This is a genomic window from Pseudoalteromonas sp. SMS1, assembly GCF_021530565.1.
GTDB lineage: Bacteria > Pseudomonadota > Gammaproteobacteria > Enterobacterales > Alteromonadaceae > Pseudoalteromonas.
Window position 1 is genome coordinate 18,815 of the sequence record NZ_JAKGBI010000027.1, and the last position, 25,110, is coordinate 43,924.

A 25,110-nucleotide genomic window follows, 5' to 3' on the forward strand; every position below is an offset into this window, starting at 1 on the left:
TACTCTCCTACTGATAGATCACGATCTCAAAGCAACAGCAATTCCCGTTGCTGAGAGGGTGCCTCCCGCTACCTTATTAAATATGCCAAGACGTCTACTGTTAGAAACAAGCGTTCTCGCTTTTGAAGACAAGTATGCATATCCAAGATTCACAGAACCAAATGCGAGTGTTGCACAAGCAAAGATACCTAAAATGTCTGATTGGGTTATATGTTGAAAATCGACAAATGCAGGAAAGAGTGCAATGTAAAAAATAATTGCCTTGGGATTACTCATGGACAGTAAAAAACCTGCCAGAATATCTAAGCGGTTCGCTTTGGGCTCACTGGTTGAATCTACGAAGGTAGGTTTCGACAAGCACAAGTTGATACCCATCCATACTAGATAGGCTGCACATACATACTTAATAATCGCAAACGCACTGCCCATGGATTCGGCAATCAATGAAAGTCCTGAAACTGCCAACAAGATGAAGACATAGTCAGCCACGACCAGCCCTAATGTCATACTGGCACCACGGCGAAATCCCCCAGTCAATGACGTTGTCATAATGGCAAATACAGCTGGTCCAGGAATGATGCCAACAATGAACATGGCACTAAATAACGCAATATAACTCTCAATACTCACAATGAACTCCATTTATCTTTGTTGTTTATACCTTATCATACCCTAGCTACACAATTGAATCGTCTATATTTTATACATAAATTAATGCGCTCTAGTTATCAATTACATGGTTTTACAATGTTGCTAGACTTCTATGCGTGTAAAGATGTACCCTTGGCATCTATTTTAATCTGAAGGGAACAGAATGAAACGTCTACTCGCATTATTAAGTGTGGCAGTTTTGTCATACTCAACACTCTCAAGTGCAGCCCCCACGCCATTTGAGTATAAAGATCTCCGCAAAGGGGTGTCTGAAAAGAAAATGCGCAGCATTTACAGCCTAATCAATCACGCAAGCGACAACCCTCAAGAGGTTAGGTTGGCAATATTAAATGCGATGTCTCAAACAAAAGGAACACCGTGGTTATTGGAACGAGAAGGTGAAGGCTACATCTTGGCGCGCTGGGATTATAAAGGACATGCCATTATCCATCGTATCGAGTATGACGATAAGGCGGTTCAGATAAAATATGATGGTGGTGTGAATGACTACAGATGTGAGCTGTTAGTAGACGACTACTGCTATAAAACTCATCGTAATTATTATAAATATAATCTTTCACTCGTTAAGCAACTTCGCAAAACGTTAGGTAGTATTTAAGGGACTTGTCATGTTGAAACGTTTAATTGTAATTTCCTCATTTTTGGCGGTCAGCGCTTTTGCAGACGCTAACAATGATCTAAACCTTCGCTCGGTCAATGGGAATAGTTACAGTTTTTATAGCGATCCATTCAAACTTGCAGAGTATGTAAAAGCGCCTCAGCAAGTCATCGAAAAAGCAATCACGCACGCAGGGTGGAAAGTCAAGGAAAAGGGCGAAGGCTTCATCAAAGCTGAGCTGGATCATAAAGGTTACCTGCTGAACTCCACAATTTATTTCGATGACAAAGAAATTAGTTTTGAGCACGTAAGTGCGCAAAGAAATGATTGTTCAGGTTCTAGGTGTAAAGTTAAGCAAAGACACGTAGACAGATGGAGACTAAATTTACGTCGTCATATTGCAACTCAGTTGACTAAACTTGCTAAAAAAGATGCTGTTGCGTCAATAAATTAGTGCGTTATCGACACGCTATAATTGATAAGGAGGGCGCTAATGGCACCTTCCTTTCATGATGTAATTAGGTCCTGCAGGACTCCCTAAATACTTTTCGTTGGTATCTTCAAACCCTGCTTTTTTATAGCATGCATATGCAGCTGTGTTCCGGCAATTGACAGTCAAAACGATCTCAGAATAGTCCGGGTAGGCAGAGGCCACATAGCTAAATAATACTTCGACGGCGCGTGTTCCATAGCCGTTTCCTTGGTGTTGTTTATCTATCACAAAAGCTCTTATGCCAACGGCATGGTTTGGGCAAAAATCGTATTTGTTCGCGTAAGCCAAGTCAAGCTTGAAATACCCAATAATGTCATCGCCATTTTTGATCACGTGCAGATGGGTTGTGTCTGATGCATCAGTTAAAAATTCTTCAACAGTCCCTGCGAATTCAACTTGTTCTTTATTGAGGCGGATTTTTTGAACGTGTGGAATGTCAGTATCGAAGAGCTTTGTTATTGCTATCATAAATTGCGCTGTGTTTGTTATATAGTAACAAAACTATAATTGAATTCGCTTGTAAATACTACATTGAATAGTAAAACCAATCATGTTTACAAAGACATAAGCGACTTGCGCGTGTGTTCGTCTAACTTTTCTATGGCATACCTAAAGGCCACTCTTGGCAGGGTGTGATGTCGACTCTTTAAATAAGAGATCACCTCTTTGGGTGCATGTTTGGACAGTACTTTTAGTAACCAGCCATACCCTTTTTGGACTAAATCATGTTGATCGAGCAACAAAAGATCGGCCGCTTGTATTGGCACATCGAGGGGGCACCTTTTTTTGTTTAGAGGGTAAATCAGAACGACGGCGAGCGCACGCCTCACCGCAAAGTTAGGGTGTTTCGCCCACCTATGTGTTTTGATTATTAAATCATTGTATTGTGCGAGTAACTCACCAAAAGCGTGCGTGCAAAAATCATCACAGTCATACCAATCTATAACATATTCTAATAGCCAATACTCAAAAATTTCAAAGGTATCACGCGTATACTGTTTCTTGACTCTAAACGCCCAATCAAAAGCTATGAGGCGGCAAGGCCAATCACGCTGTGATAACAAGGTCTCACATTGCGTAAAGATAAAACGAATGTCGTATTCGTTTAACTCCTTGAAGAGCGTGGCAGACACTTGCCTTATTTGAGCCGTTTTGAGCACTTGAGCTGAGTCGTTAATCTCGGTGAGTGCACATTTTACCGTTTTAGTTATGTTCATTGAAGGTGTGTGACTGAGGCTTTTTAAATAAGCTAGTGCACCTACAGCAATAATGCAAAGCCCCATTTTTATGGGGCGATGCGAGCTGTGTCGATTAGGGCGTTGTCACCTTTGGGCTTTGCCAGATGATTTGGTAGTGCTTATCCTTTTGCCACTGATGAAAATAAGTCTCGAAAAGCGCTTCCCAATTTGTTGGCTCGATGTTGTACCTATGCATCAATGCGAGATAATTCTCTTTATTGTAGGGTGTCATGGGCATTAAATAAGTCTCAAAAAGATACTCGTCGTAGCCCGGCCTTTGGGTTAATAGGCCCTCCATAATCACTTGGTTGTTACCTTTTTCAAGGTTGTCTACATACACTTTGCAGGCATCAATGAAATCCGACTTCGATGACGGTTCAAAACTTAGCAATCTAGATTGTGCAAACTGATAAAAATGCGCAATAGGCAATGGTTCCGCATTTGCAACATGGTATACCGTATTGCGCTTTTCTTTCTCTGCCATTCCTTTCACAATCGCCATTGCGGCTTTGTCGACTGGAATAATATCGAGTAAATAAGAAGCATCGCGTGGCATGGATGAGATTTTCATCATCATTTTTAAAATACGATGGAAGATATCATCGGTGTTACCAACCCCTGTCTCGGACGAGCCCGATATTTGTGCAAAGCGATAAATCGTGTAGGGCACGCCTACTTCTGAGGCCTGTCGAATGTTTTCTTCTTGTACCCATTTGGATTGACCATAGCCACTACAAATCAATTCGGCATCTTCAATATTGATAAAGTCTTCCACTGGATTAACTGAAAAGTGAGAGTTTTTAACCTGTGTACTTGCTGTGGTACTCGAGACAAAATGAACCATTTTGAGTGTGTGCGTGGTTGCGATGTCTAGCAGCTGGTTTGTACCTGCAACCGACTTTTTAAACGCAAAATAGGGCTGAATGTGATTCACATAGGATGCGGTATGCACAATATGTTGAACTTGCTCGCATAACACCTGCCAATCTGCGTCACTCAACCCGAGTTGAGGCTGTTCCATATCACCGAGCATAGGGCGTACTCTCGCCATATCTATATTAAGTTGATAATCTTGAGCTGATTTTTTGATGCGCTGTTTTGCTTGCTTTAACGATTTTGCGCGCACCACACAGTAAATTATGGCTTGCGTCTCGTTTAGCAGCTGCTGCAATATATGACTGCCTAAAAAGCCTGTGGCACCGGTTAATAAAACAGATTCGACGTCGCCATTAAACACTTCTTCCAGCGTATCTGTGTTTGTTTTTGGTGTAAAACCAGCATCCAGAATAAAGTCGGGTTTTTGCTGCTTATCAAGGTGTTCTTTACCGTTGCGTTGTGCTTGGTAGAGCGCTTCAATGTCCTCAACAAAAGCGCCAATGGTATTCATATTTTTAAAAGTATCTGCTTGTAAATCTATGGCTAACTTGTCTTTAAGTTGTTGAAAGGTTTTGAGCAGCGAAATTGAATCAAATCCGTATTCGTACAGGTCACAGTCGAGATCCAAATCTTGTGATGGAATACCAATGACTTGGCTAACTATCTGAATGACTGTACCACGTAAATCAGATGGTGTTTGAATGTGTTCTGAGACAGTCGCGATGGGCTCTGCGATTATCATATTATTGAGATTGCGCGTCATCAGCTTTGCAGTATTTTGATAAATTTTATTTGGCGCTGAACTGAGTAAGGCGCCAATGGTCGAGTACTGCGAGCGAAGTAGTGAGTCTATTAAATTGACAGCTCCAGCCATTTTAATGAGTTGGTAGCCTTTTTTCTCGGCAAAACGGTTTTCAATGCGTTTAACAGGGTCATTGGATTGCCAATACCCCCAGTTGATCGCCAGTGTTTTTCCTTGTCGAGTACCTTGTTCTACCCATTGTTGGCGCTGGGTTGAAAATGCATTTTGAAAGCCATTGCCGTATGAATATGAGAGGTGATTTAAGCTGCCAAACACCGCCATAGATGAAAACATAACAAACATGTCCAAATTGGTATCCGCAAATAGATTATCAAGATTGATAGAACCTTGAACTTTGACTCGTATCGCTTCTTCAAAGTCCTCCCAAGTAGACTCATGTTCTGAAAAGGAAGTACCTAAATGCAGTACGCCGTTCAAAGTAAGGTGTGCGTCAGCCAAATACTGCTTTACGTCGTTTAGGTCCTGCGTCGATGTTACGTCAGCTGTGAGGTAGTGAATATGTCCTTTGCCAATCGATTTGAGGGTTTTCAACGGTGCTTCACACGCTTGTATTTGGCGTCTACCTAGCAGCACAATCGTGGCGTTAAAGTTTTGCAATAAGTGAGCGCAAAGGCCAAGTCCAAGCTCACCCAGCGCGCCCACAACGAGGTAGGTGCCTTTTTCTTTAAACTCAGTGGCACTGGATTGCACCTGTTCAGCCTGTTGCAAAAATTGGCCATAGCGAGTTTGGCCAAGATATTTTACATGGTTCGGCTGTGCCAGTTCATTGCTTAAGCTGGGTGATATTAACTCTTTGACGAGTAACTCAGCCCAATCTTCGACTTGGTTGTCAAATTCTATCAGTGCCCATGCATGTGCTGCATTTCGCATGGTGTAACTTCTGAGCAGGGCACTTATATCATCGCGCCTAGCATGTTTGTCAGTGAGTGATAGTGAATAAAATAACTGTATCGGGTGTTTATCAAATGGTGCGATGGCCATAAGTAGCTTATGAAGTGGCTGCAAGCTTGGGTCAATAGACGCTAACTTGCCCGCTTCGCCGATAAAAAATATCACATCAGGCAAAGATTCTGGGTTGAACGTATGTGTGGTCATTTGCAAAAATGACAGGGTTTCTATCTCTACCTTTTTTAGGTGGTTGCTAAGTGCCGTAGCTGCCTCTGGGTGTTTGGATATCACCAGTATCTTTTTATCACCGGCCGTTGATTCGATATGGCTATGCCAATCATTTGGTGCATTTAAAGGTTGGGCTTGCCACTGATTGTTGAGCAGTAGCCACGGAGCCGATTCACTTTTTACAACTGGTGCGTGTTCAATGAACGAGGTGCTGGGTAAATTCAGTCTTCTTGGTTTAGTGATATATAAAACCTGCCAATTTACACCGTGTCCCGCTAGCCAAAAACGCAGCAGTGGCTGCAAATCATGCTGTAACTGTTGGATCTCGGTATCATCTAGTGTCGGCTGTTTGCTGCTGGGCACTTTTGAGGATGCCTCTAAATTATCGTTCAATGCGTCAGCGAGGGCACTCTTTAAGGTCGCGATAGAAGACACCGTCCAGCCAATACGATATTTGTGAGCCGTTCTGCCGATTTGCAGGGTATAAGCCAAGGCGTCAAGCGCCGGCTCATCATGCTCGTCCAGATAGGCCTTGAGCTCACGGACCTTAGTCGTCAATGCAGATATGCTGGTGGCAGATAGCACGACAATATGCTCACGTGAGTTGTTGTCTTCTTGCAAAGTTTGCTGCGCTGGCGGTGTGTACTCCTCCAAAACTAGATGCGCATTGACACCGCTGATACCAAAAGAACTCACACCTGCTCGGCGTGGGTGAATACTTTCCCAGTGACGCGTATCCACTTGCACTTCAAAAGGGGAGTTTTCCAATGATAGGTATGGGTTTTGCTCAGTCACATGTAAAGAGGGTACCAATGTTTTTTGCTTTAGCTGTAACAGCACTTTAATGACGCCCGCGATACCTGCCGCGATTTCGAGGTGACCAATATTGCTTTTTACAGAGCCCAAAGCACAGCGTGCAGAAGCCGTCTGGTCCGACTGAGTAGGTTTAAACGCCGCTTTGAGTGCATCAATTTCCACCGGATCGCCTAAAGATGTACCAGTACCATGACATTCAATGTAGCTTAGTGTACTCGGATCAATACCGGCATCTGTCCATGCTTTGTTCAGCAGACGAGTTTGTGCTTTCGCATTGGGCACTGTGAAGCCTTGAGATTTTCCGCCATGATTGATGGCCGAACCTAAAACGGTGCCGTAGATGTGGTCGTTATCTTGTTCTGCGTTTGACAATTTTTTAATAAAAAGCATCCCAACGCCTTCACCACGGACAATACCATCAGCATCTGACGAAAATGTACGGCAGCGACCCGTTGCTGATAACGCGCCGATTTCATGCATCGCTAGAGAAGCACTTGGCGAGTCAATGACGTTGACACCGCCAACGATGGCTTGGTCGCATTCTCCACTTCTAATAGATTGAATTGCTTTGTGGATAGCCACTAAAGATGAAGAGCATGTCGTATCTACGCCTTCACTCGGACCATGCAAATCTAAGAAGTAACTCATTCTGTTTGGCGCATAGGCACAAGAGGTAACTAACCCATCGTGGTAACTGGCCTGACAACCAATAAATAGGCCGGTATTGGTACCTGCTAGAGATTTGGGGTCATAGCCTGCATCTTCGATGCATTTCCACACGTGTGTCATCAATAAACTTTCTTGCAATTTGATGCGCTCACTTTCCGCTGGAGCAATGTTAAAAAACAACGGATCAAATGTTTGATTGCGCTCAAGCCGTCCTAGCCAATTGATTTCATTAGGAAGTGTTTTTTGTGAACGGGGATCATTACCAGGTGCGTCAACCCAATTAAATTCACTGATGCAGTCTTGTTCATTGATTAAATTTTGCCAAAAAGTGGCCAGATCGTGCGCTTTTGGAAATTGTGCACTCATACCCACAATTGCGATGCGATCATCTGGCGGGGCACTTTGATCGTTTTGCGGTGTGTTGCAGGGTTGCATGTGACTGGCGGGGTGGCCAATTAGTTGAGCGCCATGTTCATCCACAATATGCTGCAAGATGCCATTTAAGGTTGAGTGCATAAATAGTACGCTGGGAGAAAGCGTTAATTCATACTGGGTATTGATTTGATTGATAAAGGTGATAAATGCAATGGAGTCTGCACCAAAATCTCCTAAGTCGGTGTCGGGGTCAATTTCATTGGTAGCCACGCCAAGCACGTTGGCCGCGATTTGTGCCAAGCTTTCTTCAAGCGCTGCAGTCAGTGCTTCTCGACTTTTAAATTGTTTTGACGCCAGCGTATTTGGCCCTTTCTGTTGTTGGTTGTCTGTTGAATATTCGACCAATGCTTGTGGGTAATGTAAAGCTTGAGAGAAGGCGTTAATACCAACTTGTGTCGGCATGGGCGCAAAGCCACTTGAGCTAATTGCTTTGAGAACATCAGGGTTAATGGTCATGCCACCATCTTGCCAATAAGGCCAGTCGATACTGGCACTTAAGCCATGGCGTTTACCTTGTTTTTGAAGTGCATCACGTTGATGCATATAGCTGTCTAAAAAGGCGTTTGCAGTGGCATAGTCAACCTGAGTGAGTGCACCGTGGACGCCACTTAATCCGGCAAAACACGTAAAAAAGTCAAGTGCGATGTCTTGAGTGGCTTCATCTAACGCCACCACGCCCGCCACTTTGGGCGACAGCACGCGCTTGAATGTTTCACGATCTTTAGTGGTAAAGCGTGTATCTTCAACGATGCCCGCACTATGGACTACGCCAGATAAAGTCCCATGTTCAGCGACAATCTTTCGAATCAACAGCAGCACGTCCATTTTATGCGATACATCAAGCTGATGATAATGTAAGTCACTATGTGTGCCTTGTAGCTGGGCTAAATGTGCTGTCACTTCAGGGTGGTCCAGGGGCTTCCTGCCAGTGACAATTACCGTTTTATGGAATGGTTGTGCATTCAGCGATTGAATGAAGTGTCTCCCAATGCCACCAAAGCCGCCGGTAATTAGGTAGATACCATTTGGTTTGAATGGCGAGGGGGTGGGCTGATCTGCAACGGCAGAGTACGCCAGCACTGAACGCATCGTGTGTTGATAGCGAACAACGCTGTCCTCAAAAGACGTTAGGTTTTCATTTAGGGTATGTGCAATGTCACGCGGTGATGATGGTATATCTATAATAAGTAGTTGTGTTTTTAGGTTATTGCACTCCAGACTCACTGTTTTAAGCAAGGCATGAAAACACGTATAAAGGTTGGTTAAGGTTGCACTATCAGCCGAGTTACCTATCAGTAATTGAAGTTTGATAGGCTGTTTGGTTGCGTGTAAGCATTTGGCCAGCTCTATTAATTGGAAGCCATAGTCTTCAATTTTTTGTTCTATAGAAAAGTGGTTCGAGCGTAACGTGTGTAGTGTTTCACTGCAATGCTCAACCTCAGGGGCTTCACACAGTACCACATGATGATGATAACCCTCTTCTTGCGATTTTAGCTCTTGCTCATGTATCGGTTTGGCTGTCCATACCGGTATTTTAATGGTTGCCCGACCTGCGCTATCGACCGGGTGAGTTTTTGAACTAGGCACTTTAGCGGCATGTCCCTCTCCCATAGGCATCGCTTTAAGCGCAAATGGGTAAGTAGGTAAGCAGAGCTTTTGTACTCGACGACCTTGGTAGATGAAACCCCAATCATTGAAGCCTGTTTCGAGCCAAGTATTCAAAATGGCAGTATGGTTGTCTTGAGCCAGCATGGCAGACAGTGTGCCTTGATGCGCGGCCTTTTGCGGAGCCGTATTGTAATTGGGTGAAAGTAAAAAGTGTTCAAGTTTCGATTTGAGTTCTTCCACGCTATTTACAACAAATCCGGTTCGGGTATGCATCACAGAACGACCGAATTGAAGGGTGTATGCTAGCCTAATACGTTCATATTCGCTCAGGGGGTTATCGATAATAAACGCGTGCAGTTGCTTGACCTGATTGGCAAGCACGTGAGGGTTTTGCGCTGACAAAACCACAATAGAAGGAGATGTCACAAGCGCTTCTTCAACCAAACTGGGCACGGTATCCTGAGGTTTCTCTTCTAATATCGCATGGGCATTGGTACCGCCAATACCAAATGAACTGACGGCTGCGCGCCTGGGCAACAGCGGCGTGTGCCAATCTTGTGTTTTGTCTACAACATAAAATGGAGAGTTTGCTAAGTCAATGTGTGGATTCGCTTTATTGTAGTGCAATGATGCCGGCAGCTTTTTGTTATAAAGCGCTAACGATGTTTTAATCAGCCCTGTTAATCCCGCCAAGGTGTCTGTGTGACCGAGGTTGGATTTTACCGCACCTAGACCACAAAACTGTTTGTTATTGGTATGCTTTTGGTAAATCTGTTGCAATGACGTGAATTCAACGGGATCACCCAGTTCGGTCCCCGTGCCATGCGCTTCTACATAACTAATCGAAGCCGGTGAGACATTGGCGGACGCCAGTGTCTGTTCGATCACGTGCATTTGACCTTGTGTACCAGGGGCAAAGAACCCCGCTTTGTCTTTACCATCATTATTTACTTTGACACCTCGAATTAGGCTGTAGATATTGTCTGCGTCTGCAATGGCTTCTTCAGCGCGTTTTAATACAATGACAGAAACACCGCTCCCTCCGATCATACCGTCTGCCTTTTCATCAAACACTTTGCAGCGTGCATCTGCGGCAAAATTTAACCCTTGCTCGTGTTCGTACCCGGTATAGCGCTGCGGGTATAAGCAGGCTGCACCGACAATTGCATAGTCAATCTCTTTGGCTTTCAATGCACTACAAGCCAGCGCTACTGCTGACAATGAAGAAGAACAGTTTGAATGCACAAACAGACTGGGGCCATTGAAGCCAAGGTGGTATGAAATTGTCGTTGGTAAAGTTCCAGGCTGATTGATCGTGGATGCAACATAATCCTGCGCGTTTAATACAAATTGGCCATCTTTAAATTTATCCTGCAAGTGTAAGTCGAGGGTATCAGCGCCTGATGAAGATACATATACGCCGGTGTTTGGCATTTGGTCTGTGCGATAACCTGCATCTTCTATGGCTTTCCAAGCATGTAAAAGCAACTGGCGCTGAGAGTAGCTCATGGTCTTGGCATTCTTTTCAGAGATGTTAAAAAACTCAGGGTCAAACAACTCTTGTCCATCCACCCAAGAGTCGAGCCACGTGATATCCCCTTGTGCTTTAGATTCGCTAAGGCGTGTTAAAAAGTCTTTTTCTTGCACCAAGTTTTGCCAAAATGCTTGGTGTGTTGGCGAATTAGGGTACTGACAGGACAAGCCTATCATCGCCACGCTTTGGGTACTGTCGTCAGACTGGGTCGCCTCCAATTGAGGAGATGAGTCTTGTTGTGATGGTGTCGCTATATTGGTATGTTGTTGGGCGACATAACTTGCCATGGCATCAATGGTGCTGTGTTGAAAGATATGTGTGATCGGAAATTCGATCCCCAATTGAGATTTAAACTTGGCACTCAGAACATTCGCGAGCAGGGAGTCGCCACCCGCTTCAAAAAATGGCACATTGGTCGCGATTTGATCGACTTCTAACACCTCCTGCCAAATTTGTGTGATTGCTGCATGCCTGTCTGTGTCTATAAACGTGGGTTGGGTGTGCACCAAGGTTGCAGTATGTGTTGCAGGACTCGTAATTGACTCGTGTGCTTGCTGACTAAATGGTAATTGTGCGAGTAGGGCTTGCTTATCGACTTTACCGTTTGCAGTTAACGGATAGTTTGGTACAAAAACAAAGTAAGCGGGCACCATATATTCGGGTAACTTGATTAATAGGTCGGTTCTTATTTGGGCTGTGGAAGGGGCATCTGACGCCACCAAAAACGCGACTAGTACCTGACCAAGCTGTTTTTTAGCCGCCGTCACGTAGGCATCTTGGATATATTCCAATGAATGTAATGCATGTTGTACTTCGCCGAGCTCAATACGATGGCCCCGGATCTGCACTTGGTCATCGACTCTGCCGATATACTCGAATACGCCCGCGTGATTTAAACGTGCCAGATCTCCGGAGCGATACAAGCGTTGGCCCACATGCTGAATGAAGCGCGTGTTTGTGAGTGCAATTTGGTTGTGATAGCCACGAGATACGCCGCAGCCACCGACATAAATCTCGCCAGTTTGGCCTGGCTGGACAGGGTTTAAATGTTCGTCGAATAAATGTATTTCATAACCCGGTAATGGGCGACCAATGACACTTTGTGCCGTGTTTGAGTGCACTAAATCAGCGTCAATTGTGATATGCGTAACGTGCACCGTGGTTTCTGTAATGCCATACATGTTGATTAACTCGGCGTGCGCAGCGGGCTGACTAAACCAAGGCATCAACCTTTTAAGATCAAGTGCTTCGCCACCAAAAATCACTTTTCTAAGTGCGTTATTGTCAGGCCCATTAGCAACCAATACTGCCATGAGTGGGTAAAATGCCGAAGGGGTTTGGTTCAAAATGGTCACTTGATTGTCTGCAATAAACTGCGCGAAAAGGCCAGTGTCCTTGCGCACTATTTCATCTGGAATCGTCAGTTTACCGCCATTGAGCAAAGCGCCCCATATCTCCCACACCGAGAAATCAAATGCATAGGAATGGAACAGGCACCAAACATCTTGCTCATTAAAGCCAAAAAGTGGTTGTGTATTGCTGATTAAGCTACAGATATTGCTGTGCTCAACCAGAACGCCTTTAGGCTTACCTGTCGAGCCAGAGGTATAAATCATGTAAGCCAAGCCGTTCGCCTTTGCCCGATTGATATTGGTCACTTGCGTGTTGCCAGACAGTGCGTGTTGTAGATCGATCACTTGATGATGGGTAATCGACCCCGTCTCAGGTAAGTCAGTATCAAGTACCAAAATACAAGGCTGAGCATCTTGCAAAATGTGACTAATGCGGGGCTTTGGAGAGCTTGGGTCTATTGGCACATAAGCCGCACCCGATTTTAAAATGCCAAGGATAGCAACAATCAGATCTGCCGAAGGCTTCGCACACAAAGCGATTAGGTTTTGTGAATTCGGCTTAAACTCAGGGTGACTGAGCAGTGCCTGTGCAAATTGATTGGCTTTATCGTTTAACTTGCTATAGCTGAGTGATTGCATGCCAATACTCACGGCAGTGCGTAGAGGATGATGGCGCACTTGTGTTTCAAATTGAGATACTAGTGTGTGCGGTAGGTTCTTGGGTTGAACCGCTGGCGAGTGAGAAGCGAATATTGGCAGTTCATTGAGTGTGGGCTTGTTAGCGAACATCACATCTTCAAGTAAGGTTAAAAACTCTTCTGCTAAAGCGTTTACGGCATGTACAGGGTATACATAGGCGTTAAATTTAAAGGCGATTTTAAAGGTGTTGGGAAGCGGCGTGATTTCTAAGCTCAGATCCAACTCTGGTTCTTGTAAGCACGATTGCCATATCGAATTGACAAGATCTTGATTAGATTCAATCCACTCTGCTTTTAAAAAGTTGTGATAGGCGAACCCGATTTGAAAAATAGGGTGGTCGTGTTTGGCCCTCGGCGCTTGCACGGTGCGAACAATTTCTGAGAATGGTAGGGCGCTGTGTTTAATTAATTGCCCCAGTCCACGTTGATTATTTAACGCTAACTCATCAAATGTTTGATGCCAATTTAGATGTGCTCTGTAAGGCAGTTGATTCACGAATAGGCCAAGGGAGTCTGTCATTTCTTTTGTTGGACGATGCAAAACAGGTATTCCTACTAGGATATCTGTACATCGTGTTTTGGCAGACAGCAGTGTTTGGAACGCAGCCAAGAAAAATGCAGCTGGGTTGATTTTATGCGTGCTACAGTATGCTTCAATACGCGCTAGACCGTTGCCAGGAAGTGGTAACTCTATACGGCTGGCAAGTTTCTCAGTAGAGCTTACTTGGCGCTTTTCTGGCAGTGTCAGTATGGGCAGTGGGCCGTGCAAATTAGATTGCCAATATTGTTTGAGCACCTTGCTTTGCGCACTGTTGAGCATCTGCTTTTCCCACTCTAAATAAGCAAAGAATCCCAAATCTTGTCCGGGTGCCAGCAGTTCGTTGTTTGAGAGGCGAGTTTGATAAGCTTGCCAAAGCTCTTCTAGCAACCGAGTTGCTGAGACGCCATCAATGATGAGGTGATGGAATACCAACACAATGACATCCAAAGGTTGCGATGAGTGGTCAATTCGCCAATGTGTAGCACGCCACAATAATTGATTGCTTTCAACAGAAGTTGTATTTTGGCTAATTAGAAATGGACGCTTTATGTCTTCTTTGATTAAGGCTAAAAGCGCGGATTTGGTAGTCGCCTGCGCATATTGCGGTGTCAGATTGGGGGCTAAATGGGTTATTACCTGCTGAGGTAAGCCCTCTATTTCTGAGATTACCACGGATAAAATAGGATGTTTTTTACTGACCCAATCAAGTGCATCTTGCATGCAGGCCACATTGAGGTTTGTCACTTCAAACACCATTGGGACGTGATAACTACTGAGTGTTGGGTTTTGTTTTTGTAACAGCCATAACCCTTGCTGTGCTTTTGATAGAGGGATTGGAGAGGTTGAACATATGGGCGTGTGTTGAGCCACCGACGTTGGTTGTTCTGGCGTTTGATGTTTCAATAAATAGTCGCACAGTTGCGCGATGGTACTAATATCGAATAGCAGCGTTGGGGGCAGGGCATCAATTTCTAAAAAGCCATCTGATTCAATCTTTTGCACGATGGACATTAACATGATTGAATCAAAGCCCATGTCTTTAAAATCTGTATCATCCTCTAAGTCTGTGCTGTCAATTTTAGTGATATTCGAAACTACGGACTTAACGTATGTACTTATTTGGGCAACTGTTTTACTTTTGCCAGAATGGGTGTGCTCGCGCAGCTTATTTTCAGAGGGGTGCCAATGCCATAATTTACTTAGTTTGCCTGCATCGCCAAATAAAAAGCAGTGTTGAACCGCGATATTTTGGGCAGTAAAAATGCGATAGAATGCGTCAATACCGACCTCGTTGGGTAACCCTTCTATACCTTGCGAATGTAAAATGGATGCCGTCAGCGAATCCACTTGCATGCCTCCTTCGGACCATAGCGGCCAATTAATCGAGAGGCTCAGACCAAAACGTTCACCCTGAACTACTTGTGCTTTGCGGTTGGTCATGAAGCGGTCCATGAATGCATTTGCACAGGCATAGTCAGCTTGTCCCATATTGCCAAAAATGGCGGCAATCGACGAAAAACATGCGAAAAAGTCCAAATCCATTGATTTGGTCGCCTCATCGAGATTGATTAAGCCAGTTACTTTGGGCGCAAAAACGGCCGCCACTTCTTGCGGTGTTTTGTCGCTGATCAACTGATCTTTAATGACACCTGCGCTATGAATAATGCCAGTAATGCTGCCATGTTGAGCGTGAAGTTGATTAAACAATTGAGTAACCGCAATAGAATCTGTCATATCCACTGATTCGTAGCTAAGTTGGGTGTCTGTAATTTGAAGCGCGTTCAGTTGTGACTGAATTTGGCTATTCAATGGGCTTCTACCAATAAGCACGACATGGGATTGTGTGGTGTTACGGATGATTTCTTTGGCAAATATTTGTCCGAGTTGACCTAAGCCGCCAGTAATGACATATATACCTTGCTCTTTCCAAGGCAAAGTAGTGGCATTGACCGGTGAATAGGGTTGCAAGTCAAAATTTAAAACTTCTCGGCGACCTTGAGTGTAGCGAATACATTGCTGAGGTTGGGTCGACTCCTGATTTAAACGCTGTTCAAGATCCTGGTTGTCCGTGATACAAATCAGTTGCGCTGATACACAGCTATACTCGATTGCTGCGCTCTTTAGCACACCGTTTAATGCGCTGAGTAGGTGGCTTTGATCTTGGACGACGACTTGAACGAGTCGCTTTTGCCCTGTTGCTGTGATGCGTGAATCAAGAGTTTTGAAAAAGGTGATGAGTTTATTCGTGTAGGTTTCAAGTTGTGTGTCCACGCTGGTGTTATCACATGTAAAATGGGTTATCGGTGTGGACAATGGGCAAGCCAGGTTTTCCCCTATAAGCACGATGTGACGGTTCTGTATGGCGTTGTCATGTGTCGCCAATGGCGTGTCGATCCAATTAGCCGTGTAATGCAATAGCGTCGACTTTGCCTTCACCGATGCTGTGCTTGGTTGAGTTGGTGTTAATTCTATGACTTCATCACCTTGTAGATCAAAACTTAAGTCTTGATCTAGGCGCTGCGTAGGGGCGCTGTCATACTGCGGGCTCACAACAGAGGCATTGGGCAGCCAAAATTGGCCCTTAGCGAATGGGTAAGTTGGTAAACGCAGTCGCCTTGGCAAGCTTTCACCATATAGCAATGGCCAATCGATGTTGGCACCGACGACCCATAATGCGAGTAACTTGTTCAGCTCCCCTTGCTCAATCCAGCGCGTAAAGTCACTGCTATCGAGCGCACTTAAAATTTCTTTGCCTTGCTTTACCTCTCCCTGTTTGTAATCCCCCCGTGCACTGGCTAAAAAGTCACTCAATTGCGTGCGCACAGTCTTGATTGTTCTGGCGCTAAAAGCGAGTCTGTGCTCCATTTCCTCTCGCGCACTTTGCAGCGTATATGCCAAAGCGCTCAATTGTGTATCGGTGAGGCCGTCATGGTCCAAATAAGCGTATAATTGTTGTGCTTTTTCAATCAGTGATGCTTTGCTCTTAGCACTGAGCGAGATAATAACCGGCTGCTCGGTAGAGCCAAAATGAGCTGGGCTGGTGGCTTCATATTCTTCTAGCACCACGTGGGCATTGGTACCACTAAAACCAAATGAGCTGACAGCTGCTCTGCGTTTTTGCGTACTCTTTGGCTGCCATGGGTGGGCGTCTTGATTGACAAAAAATGGGCTGTTTTGCCAGTCAATGTGGCTATTGCCTTGCTCGAAATGCAATGAGGCCGGAATAGTACGGTACTTTATGGCTAATAAGGCTTTGATGACACCGGCAACACCTGCTGCCGTTAAGCAGTGACCAATGTTTGTTTTCACTGAGCCCAGCGCGCAAAATTCAGTACGTTTTGTATGTGCACGAAACGCGCGAGTAAGTGCTTGAAACTCTATCGGATCGCCCAGTTTGGTGCCCGTACCATGGGCTTCAAGCATTTGAATTGAATCAGGTTCGATGTTAAAACGGTCATAAATCTCTTGGTGTAACTGCTCTTGTGATAAGGAGCTCGGCGCGGTAATGCCGCTGGTGGTACCGTCTTGATTAGTTGCAGATCCTAAAATAACACCATAGATTTGATCGTTATCTCGTTCAGCATCCTCAAGCTTCTTCAATACCAAAACACCGACGCCTTCGCCCGGTACAAACCCATTGGCACGATCATCAAAGGTATAGCAAGTGCCATCTGGGCTGAGCATGCCAGCTCTTCCAGCATATATCGAAAACTTTGGCGAACACAAAGTGGCCACTCCCCCGACTAATGCGCTGGAGATTTCGTCATTATTGAGCGCCTGACAAGCGCTGTGTATGGCAACCAATGACGACGAGCACGCGGTATCAATCGCAAGAGCGGGGCCTTTGAGGTTTAAGAAATAGGAGACCCGTGCAGGGATAACGGAGCCAGCATTACCCCAAAAGACCTGTGCTGGCGCATCGCGTTCGGCCATCTCTGCATAGTCACTTTGTGCACAGCCTAAATATACACCGACATTTTGGCCCGAGACCTGGGTGATCATGTTGGCATCTTCAAGGGCTTTGTATGCTTCTTGTAAAAACAACCTTTGTTGAGGATCCATGTACATCGCTTCTTGTGGCGTAATGGAGAAAAACGGCGCATCAAAAGTACTGATATCATCTAGTAAACTGGCGTACTGACTCCAAGCTTTCTCTTCGCTATTCAGCGTGTCTGTATGCCAGCGCGTTTGAGCTTTAACGGATGTCCTTTTTTCACAGAGCATGGACCAGAACTCGTCTAAGTTGTGCGCATCACCAAATTGGCCACTCATACCCACAATGGCGATTTTACCGCTTGGGTTTTGCGTGTTGTTCGTCGAAGCTGGGCTTGCTTTGGGTGTGCGGGCATAGTGCTTTTTAAGACTCGGCTTGGTTGCACAGTGCTTTTTGACTGGTTGTTCTGGTTGAGGAGAGAGAGTTAAAGGCGATGCGGGTTGTGCGGGCATCAATGCAATCACACGTTCGGTATGCTCTTGAGCGATGTAATGACTCAATGTCTCTACTGAGGGATAATCAAAAAGGAGTGTCGCGGGTAGGTTCAACGTAAATTTCGCGTTGATCTCATCTAATATTTGAATCGCGAGAATCGAGTCGACGCCGTAGTCTGCAAATGATTCATCAATGTCAAGTTCATTCGGTGCGATATCAAGCGCGTGGCTGGCGATGTTAAATAACGCTTCTTGTACAAAGAGCGTGATGGTCTGCTGATCGCAAACGTTTGTTGTATTTTGCAAAGCATGAGATTGGGGATGTTCTAAAGACACTTTCTTGTTTGTCATATGTTTCGGCTTTGGCTTTTTTTGAATTGTGTGAGCACACATTGGCTCGCGTTTTTGTAAAATCTGCCCATCACTAATTGCACAGAATATTTGCTGAGAACAGCGCACATCGGCGGGGGTTGTGACTGGGGTAAACCCAGAGTGTGCTAGTGCCTTTTGCCAGCTTGAAGCTGACAGCATAGGGGAACCGCATAGGCGTAAGTGGGCGTCCTGGCTCAGCCACCACCCCTCCAGTAAGCCAAAAGTGAGGTGTGTAAAAAGTGATTTTTTCACCACTTCATTCACCAACAACAATCCGCCGGACTTAAGGCATGCTTTGGCATTTTGTAGGGTATGTTTGATGTCTGCCGTAGCATGCAATACATTTGTTGCAATCACGACGTCATAGCCACCAAGTTCAATATTTTGTGACCCAATTGGCTTACTGATATCTAAATATTTAGGTTCAACAAACGGAAACTTGGTTTGGTATTGCGCTTTGGCATGATTGAAAAAAGCATGAGATAAATCCGTATATGCGTATTCATCCACTTGCCATTTGTCTAGTGCAGGTAATACGGAACGGGTTGTCCCACCCGTTCCTGCGCCGATTTCGAGTACTTTGATCGATGACAGTGAATGTTGAGTAAGATATGCTTGAAGTTGCTCAATTAATACATGATTGGCGTAATCAGCAGTCGGGTTATTTTGGTAAACGGCTTCGACGAGCGCCAGTGAGGCATTTGGAAATACGGCATCCGTCGCTTTCATTTCATTGGATAAAATAGCAGGTAAATTTGCTAAGCAGTTGCTCAGCAGGTTACCGTTAGTTTGGCCATCCGTATTTCCTTCATACTCAACCGCTTTCAATACTCCGTCTGTAAGCAAGCCATGGTCAGCCAAATAGCGCTGTGTTTCTGTCCACCATTTTTTGAAATAGCTTGGTAGCTTATCGAGCGCATTTTGACGTGATTGCGGAGTTTGCCAGCCTGCTTTGATAAGTGTTGAACACAGCCATTCTAAATCGGTGTCGACTGCAGCCTGGTCTTCGGGCAGGCGTAGCTGTGACTGTGTTAGATCAAGATTTGGTTGCTCGCCAGCGGCACTATAACTTAGTTGATTTAATGTGTCTTGAAACTGACCTTGGATGATCTGCATTACGCCAGCTTGTAACAGGTCGGAGCCGATAAACTTGTCCAGCGCGGCCATCCCAGCTTCGGCCTCAATGGAACCCAACCCGATTGCCTGCATTTTCTTTTGGTAATATTCGTCTTGAACGACACCAACTGATCCCCAGTATCCCCAATTTATAACCTTTACTGGACAGATATGTTGATAGGAGCGCGCAAGGCTATCGAGATAAGTACAGCCTGCGGCATAGTTATTTTGTCCTGGCGCGGGAGAAAATGATTGCATCGATGAAAAGAATAAGAAAAAGTCCAAATCGACGTGACCAAACACGTCTAAAGCCACTTCTCCTGTCAGTTGTTTTGCCTCATAACTTCTCAGGAATTGTGTTTCATCCATCTTAGCAAATGTTTGATCTTCAAGGTGCAAAATCGAATGAACCACGCCATTTGGGGCGCCATATTGACGCTTAATATCGTCGCACACAGCTTGCATTGCTGTTCTGTCACGGGCGTCGCAAGAGATGTAAACAGGGGCTTTCCCTCGTTTTGCAAGACGCGCTATGCTTGCTTCGATGTCGCTATCTATCGGCCGCCTACCTAGCCAAATAATGTGTGCGTCAAAGCGCTCGATCATCCACTGGCTCCAAACTTGGCCGAGGCCACCAGCGCCGCCCAGAACAACGTAAACGCCTTGGGGTTTGTAGTGCCCTGTTGACGCATATAAATAGTCATGTGAAGTAAGCTCAAAGCGATACCACAAGGTATGTCTGAGCGCGTAGCAGCCAGCCTTGAGCTCTGCTATGTGGCTGGACAGGTCGGTGTTGTCAATTGATCCGTTAATATCGATGACGCGTAGGGTCCAGCGTGAGTATTCCTGTGTCACACTTTGCAATAACCCGATAAGTCCAGCGCCATCCGCTTTGACGGGTTCACCGAAAACAGAGTGGGTATGATTGGTAATTAGCGTGATTGAGAGCGTTTTAGTGTCATAGCCTTGTGCCAACAACTCCTTCAAGTAATTAAATAGTTTTAAAGGGGCTGCGTAGTCTCCTTGTGCAACCCACAGAAGGTGGTCGAACTCCGTGTGACTATCACGTTCAGCGAGCCAATGTGGTTTTGATTCGCTCGGCCCGATATATTGCCAACGAAGGTTCGATGCAGGTTCGCCAGAAACAGTGGGTGTAACCTCAGTCCAGCACGGCTTTAGAGTGAGCAATTTCTCTTGTACATCATCTGTTTTCGGCAACGCTGGAGCGGTAACTTCTCTGGTTGAGAACCCCTGAATACGAACCAATAACTGGCCCTCTAAGTCACAGATATCTATATCGAATTTTTGCGTGTTTTGTGAATCTGCACTTGTTTTAACGGCTTTTACCAAGACTTCTTCATGATAACTGGCAGCGAGTTTATTGGCGTTAAAATAGGTCACTTTATCAGTGGCAAATGGCAAGGCAAGTTGCTTGGGGTTGAAAATAATCAACGACTGCAAAGCCGCATCCATTAATGCGGGTGAGAGGGCAAAGTCTTCACACGTTGTGGGTGGTACTTGGACTTTTGCGATCGCGATATTGTCGTGTAACTCGACTTGCTTGAGTCCTTGAAAGCTCGGACCGTATTCGATACCTGCATTTTGAAAAAGAGAATATACTTGCGAGGATGTTAACGTACTGTGTGGTGTGCTGGGCAAATCTAATGCGGTAACCGATGGTAATCGATCACCTATCAAAACGGTGCCACTGGCACAAATTTGTTCATCGTCACCTTGTTGTTGCCGAATTTCAAATTGGATCTGCGTGTCTACTTCCCACATTGAGAGAAAAACACGTTGATGATCTAAGTCTTCATTTGGCTTAATACAAATAGGACGCAGCCAATTTATGTTTTCAATAGTAAGACTATGATGATCACCTAAATTATGTGACAGTGAAATGGCGGCACGGACCATTTCTAAACCACATACCCCCGGCAATATACGTTCATGCTGAATTTGGTGATCATTGAGGAAAAACTCGTTGCCATTAAATGAAGCACTGAACAGCAATGCGTCAAAAGCGGGCAGTGACTGGTGTAACAACGGGTGTAGCTGAGCAGCCACTGCGTGATGGTTTGCCCCATTCATCCAATAAGGCTTAGAGTTAAATGGGTAACCTGGCAGGGCAATCCTAAGTGGTAAGGTATTTGGGTACAGCGTGCGCCAGTTAATTTGTGCACCTGTCATCCAATGCGCAAGTGCCTCTTTACAATTGCTCGCATCAAGGGATTGTGTATTTTCCTTATTTATTTTGCTTTGTTGCCAAGTACCATGTTGGTTACCAATAAAGAGATCGAGCTGATGAACGACTTCTGCGATTGAATCGGCGATAAAGCACAGGCGGTGTTGCATGTGGTCTCGACCGACTTGTAAGGTGTATGCAAGATTAACCAGCTTTGTGTCGTCAAGTGCACGCGCTTTTATAAATGCATGTAATTGTTTTGCACGCTCAGTGAGAGCGGAGGATTTTTTAGCTGACAAAACGATAGCCACAGGTGAAACCTTGGTTGCCTGTGTCGAACATGATTTTGGGGGAGATTGCAAAATCACATGCGCGTTTACGCCAGCAAAACCAAATGATGAGATACCGGCAAGTAATGGCTTGTCATTACTTTGTTGCCAAGGTTGACACTCTGTTGTAAGTACGAATGGCGATTTTTCCAACGCAATTTTGGGGTTGAGCGTTTCAAAGTTTTGAAGTGGTGGGCGTTGCTGGTGTTTAAAACTTAACAGTACTTTAATGATGCCCGCGATACCAGCAGCAGACTCAAGGTGTCCGATATTGGTTTTTACTGTACTTAAGTAACACTGTTGCTCGTTACGTTCTTGTTTGGATTTAGTGGCCCTAAAGGCGCGTTTCAGGCCTTGGATTTCAATTGGATCACCCAGTACAGTGCCTGTCCCGTGCAGTTCAATAAACGATAAGTCGTTTGAGTGTATCCCCGCATTATCGATGGCTGCCTGAATAACCCGAGATTGTGAAAATGGACTCGGCGACGTGAGGGTGTTGGTATGGCCAGAGTGACCAACACTGCTGCCTTTTATGACGCCATATATGTTTAGGTTTTCAGCCTGTGCACGTTTGAGTGGCAACAATAGCACCATACCAACCCCTTCGCCGCGAACGTACCCATCTGCATCGGCATCTAATGTTTTACAGCGTCCTTGAGGGGAAAGCACACCAAGTTTGCTAAAGGAAACATATCGACTTTTGGTAATTAGTAAATTGACTCCACCTACCAGTGCCGCATTGATTTCGCCGGCTTTGAAATCGTTCACAGCTTTGTGTAACGCAACCAAAGATGAAGAACAGGCTGTGTCCACTGTTTCGCTTGGCCCCTGAAAATTAAAGAAATGAGAGATTCGATTGGCAAACACCCCTGTAGACATGCCAGTTAGAAAATGCGGATCAATATTGCCTGTCGCAAGTTCTTGGTAGTCAGTATTGCTGCACCCTAAGTACACGCCCGTCTTCGTGTTTTTAAAGCTGCTTGGTGATAACCCCGCGTCTTCAAAGCACTGCCAAGCCAGTTCCATACTCAAACGCTGTTGTGGATCCATACTTTGTGCTTCTTTTGGCGAAATCGCAAAAAAGTGGGCATCAAAGCTATCTATGTTGTCGATGAAGCCGCCCCATTTACTCACAATTTTTTGTTCATCTTTTTTGGGAGCAGGGTCGAAATCATCCTGCCATCGCCAGCGTGATTCGGGGATCTCTCTGATACTACTTACTTTGTTTGCCAAGTTGTGCCAAAACTGCTCTTTTGAATTTGCGCCAGGGAAGCGCAAAGATATACCGACAATCGCAATATCTTGCTGAGCGTTCGTTTGTTCTGGGACCATAGTATCTTGTGTCTCTTTCATGTTTTGTCTCAATAAAACGGGTGTATGGAACAAAGGGCGACCACTAAGCTTGGTGGTCGCCCTTGACCTATTCGGGTCAAGGGCACGAGGCGACTAGTGTTTCTCGTAAATGGTATTGTTAATGACCAAGACATCGATACCTGACATTAAAAACACCGCCAGCATGTCTTCGACTGAATGCACAATGGGTTTGCCCATAATGTTGAAGCTGGTGTTTAACAACACGGGGACGCCTGTGATTTCTTTAAAGCGACTAATTAAGTTGTAATACGGTTCGTTCCACTCTTTTTTGACGGACTGTAAGCGGCCTGTATTGTCGACATGAACGACAGCTGGGACCCTATGACGTACCGCCTCTTTGAAGACTAAAGTACGTTCCATATAGGGCGATTCTTGGTAGTTTTCGAAGTACTCGTCACCATACTCATGCAAAATGGAGGGGGCAAAAGGGCGGAACTCTTCGCGGAACTTAACGCGCGCATTGATGGTATCTTTCATATCTGGCAAACAGGGATTGGCCAGAATTGAACGATTACCCAAAGATCTTGGCCCAAATTCCGCTCTGCCTTGTGCCCAGCCAATGATCTTGCCTTGTGCTAAAAACTCGGCAGTTTTTTGGTAAACGTCATCGCCACACTCGGTGGCCTTTAAGTGACCATATTGCGCGAGTTTTTGTAGCGATTTTTCTTTGACGACAGAACCTGTATACGGTGATTGCACCGTTTTACTTGGCTGCCAGTTTGGGTGATCTTGCTGGTAGCTTAAGAAAGCGGCCCCAATCGCATTGCCATCATCCGCAGGCGCTGATGGTACAAAAATATTTTCAAACTTCGAACGCGCAAGGGCGGTTCCCATAAATGAGGAGTTGAGTGCACAGCCGCCAGAAATCGCGAGGTTTTTAGATGGTGCGTAGTCATACGCAGCATTGATTAAATCCATAAAGATTTCGCCAAATACGAGTTGTCCGGTGTAGGCAAAATCTTTGAATCGTTCAACAGACTCACCTGGTTCCCTGGCCATGCTTTTGATTTCTTTCATGATGGCATTTAAGTTTTTAGGCACCGCAAAATTGCCGTTTTTAACTTGAAGTGAAGCGCGCAGTAGATCATAGACTTGCTGATCTTTTTTACCGTATGGCGCAAGCCCCATGACTTTCCATTCTTCTCCTTTGAGTGGATCAAAGCCCAAGTTTTCGCAAATGATAGTGTAGAACAGGCCTAGGCTTTTAAACGAGCGTTTCACTTTAATCGGGGCAGGTTTAATTTGTCCGTTTTTGTAGGTGTAATAAGCAATACTGCTCTTTTCACCCATACCGTCTACGACGATACATGCCGCATCATCATAGGGACTGTTGAAACAAGCGTTCGCAGCATGTGTTAAATGGTGGTCATGGTAGCGTATATCAGTGGGCTTTTTAGTCCGATAGTTACCAACAATAAAGTTTCTGCAGCCGGCTTCAAAAAAGCGCGATAGTGTTCTACCAGCCGCCGCTTGTGAAGCGCGAGCAAAATAAAATTGGTCTTTAATATCTCGAGTATTGACATCAATATTAAACGAGAAGGTTTCCAAAATACTGAGGACCACATTTTCTAAAATGTTTGTGCTTTTCTCGCGACCTTTACTCCAAGTTTTAGCGATAACCAATTCAGTACAATCTGCACAGTGGGTTTTCAGCACTTCTTCAATGTAATAGGGGTTATCAGGCAAACAGTATAGTCCGCGCTTGTAGCCTAAGAATCGTTCTGCATCTTCAGCGAAAATTAGTTCGCCTTTTTCGTTTACGATTGCAATAGCAGGGTCGTGGAATGAGGTTGCTAAGCCAATATAATATTTCATCGCTGTGGTCCAAAAGTATTGT

Annotated in this window: 7 protein-coding genes; 2 read left to right on the forward strand and 5 right to left on the reverse strand. The window is 45.1% G+C overall.

The genetic code is table 11. From position 1 onward, the window contains the following. Positions 1-18: 18 nt before the first annotated feature. Positions 19-630: a LysE family translocator gene (locus L1286_RS21850; protein WP_235409166.1), complete on the reverse strand. Its 612-nt coding sequence runs from the start codon at positions 628-630 to the stop codon at positions 19-21. Positions 631-814: 184 nt separating this feature from the next. Between L1286_RS21850 and L1286_RS21855 the strand changes: the two genes are divergently transcribed. Next, the gene (locus L1286_RS21855; RefSeq protein ID WP_235409167.1) at positions 815-1,270 is read left to right on the forward strand and encodes a hypothetical protein; all 456 of its coding nucleotides are present in this window, start codon (positions 815-817) and stop codon (positions 1,268-1,270) included. 10 nt (positions 1,271-1,280) lie between these two features. After that, complete coding sequence (locus tag L1286_RS21860; protein ID WP_235409168.1) at positions 1,281-1,724, forward strand: hypothetical protein; 444 nt, start codon at positions 1,281-1,283, stop codon at positions 1,722-1,724. Positions 1,725-1,760: 36 nt separating this feature from the next. Here L1286_RS21860 and L1286_RS21865 read toward each other — a convergent pair whose 3' ends face one another. The 4 genes from L1286_RS21865 to L1286_RS21880 form a co-directional block, all read right to left on the reverse strand. Further along, on the reverse strand, positions 1,761-2,231 hold the full coding sequence (locus tag L1286_RS21865; RefSeq protein ID WP_235409169.1) for a GNAT family N-acetyltransferase: 471 nt from the start codon (positions 2,229-2,231) through the stop codon (positions 1,761-1,763). 86 nt (positions 2,232-2,317) lie between these two features. Further along, positions 2,318-2,980 carry a DNA alkylation repair protein gene (locus tag L1286_RS21870; RefSeq protein WP_235409170.1) on the reverse strand — a complete coding sequence of 221 codons (663 nt, stop codon included), beginning with the start codon at positions 2,978-2,980 and terminating at the stop codon, positions 2,318-2,320. A gap of 94 nt (positions 2,981-3,074) precedes the next feature. Next, positions 3,075-23,252, reverse strand: coding sequence for a non-ribosomal peptide synthetase (locus tag L1286_RS21875; protein ID WP_235409171.1), 20,178 nt, complete (start codon positions 23,250-23,252; stop codon positions 3,075-3,077). Between the two features lie 93 nt (positions 23,253-23,345). Beyond that, positions 23,346-25,088, reverse strand: a complete 1,743-nt coding sequence (locus L1286_RS21880) for a carbamoyltransferase family protein (RefSeq protein WP_235409172.1) — start codon at positions 25,086-25,088, stop codon at positions 23,346-23,348. Between the last annotated feature and the right edge of the window lie 22 nt (positions 25,089-25,110).

Excerpts from the sequence above, each read along its gene's own strand:
- L1286_RS21855 (WP_235409167.1), top strand. The coding sequence starts at position 815 with ATGAAACGTCTACTCGCATTATTAAGTGTGGCAGTTTTGTCATACTCA.
- L1286_RS21860 (WP_235409168.1), top strand. The coding sequence starts at position 1,281 with ATGTTGAAACGTTTAATTGTAATTTCCTCATTTTTGGCGGTCAGCGCT.
- L1286_RS21865 (WP_235409169.1), bottom strand. The coding sequence starts at position 2,231 with ATGATAGCAATAACAAAGCTCTTCGATACTGACATTCCACACGTTCAA.
- L1286_RS21870 (WP_235409170.1), bottom strand. The coding sequence starts at position 2,980 with ATGAACATAACTAAAACGGTAAAATGTGCACTCACCGAGATTAACGAC.
- L1286_RS21875 (WP_235409171.1), bottom strand. The coding sequence starts at position 23,252 with ATGAAAGAGACACAAGATACTATGGTCCCAGAACAAACGAACGCTCAG.
- L1286_RS21880 (WP_235409172.1), bottom strand. The coding sequence starts at position 25,088 with ATGAAATATTATATTGGCTTAGCAACCTCATTCCACGACCCTGCTATT.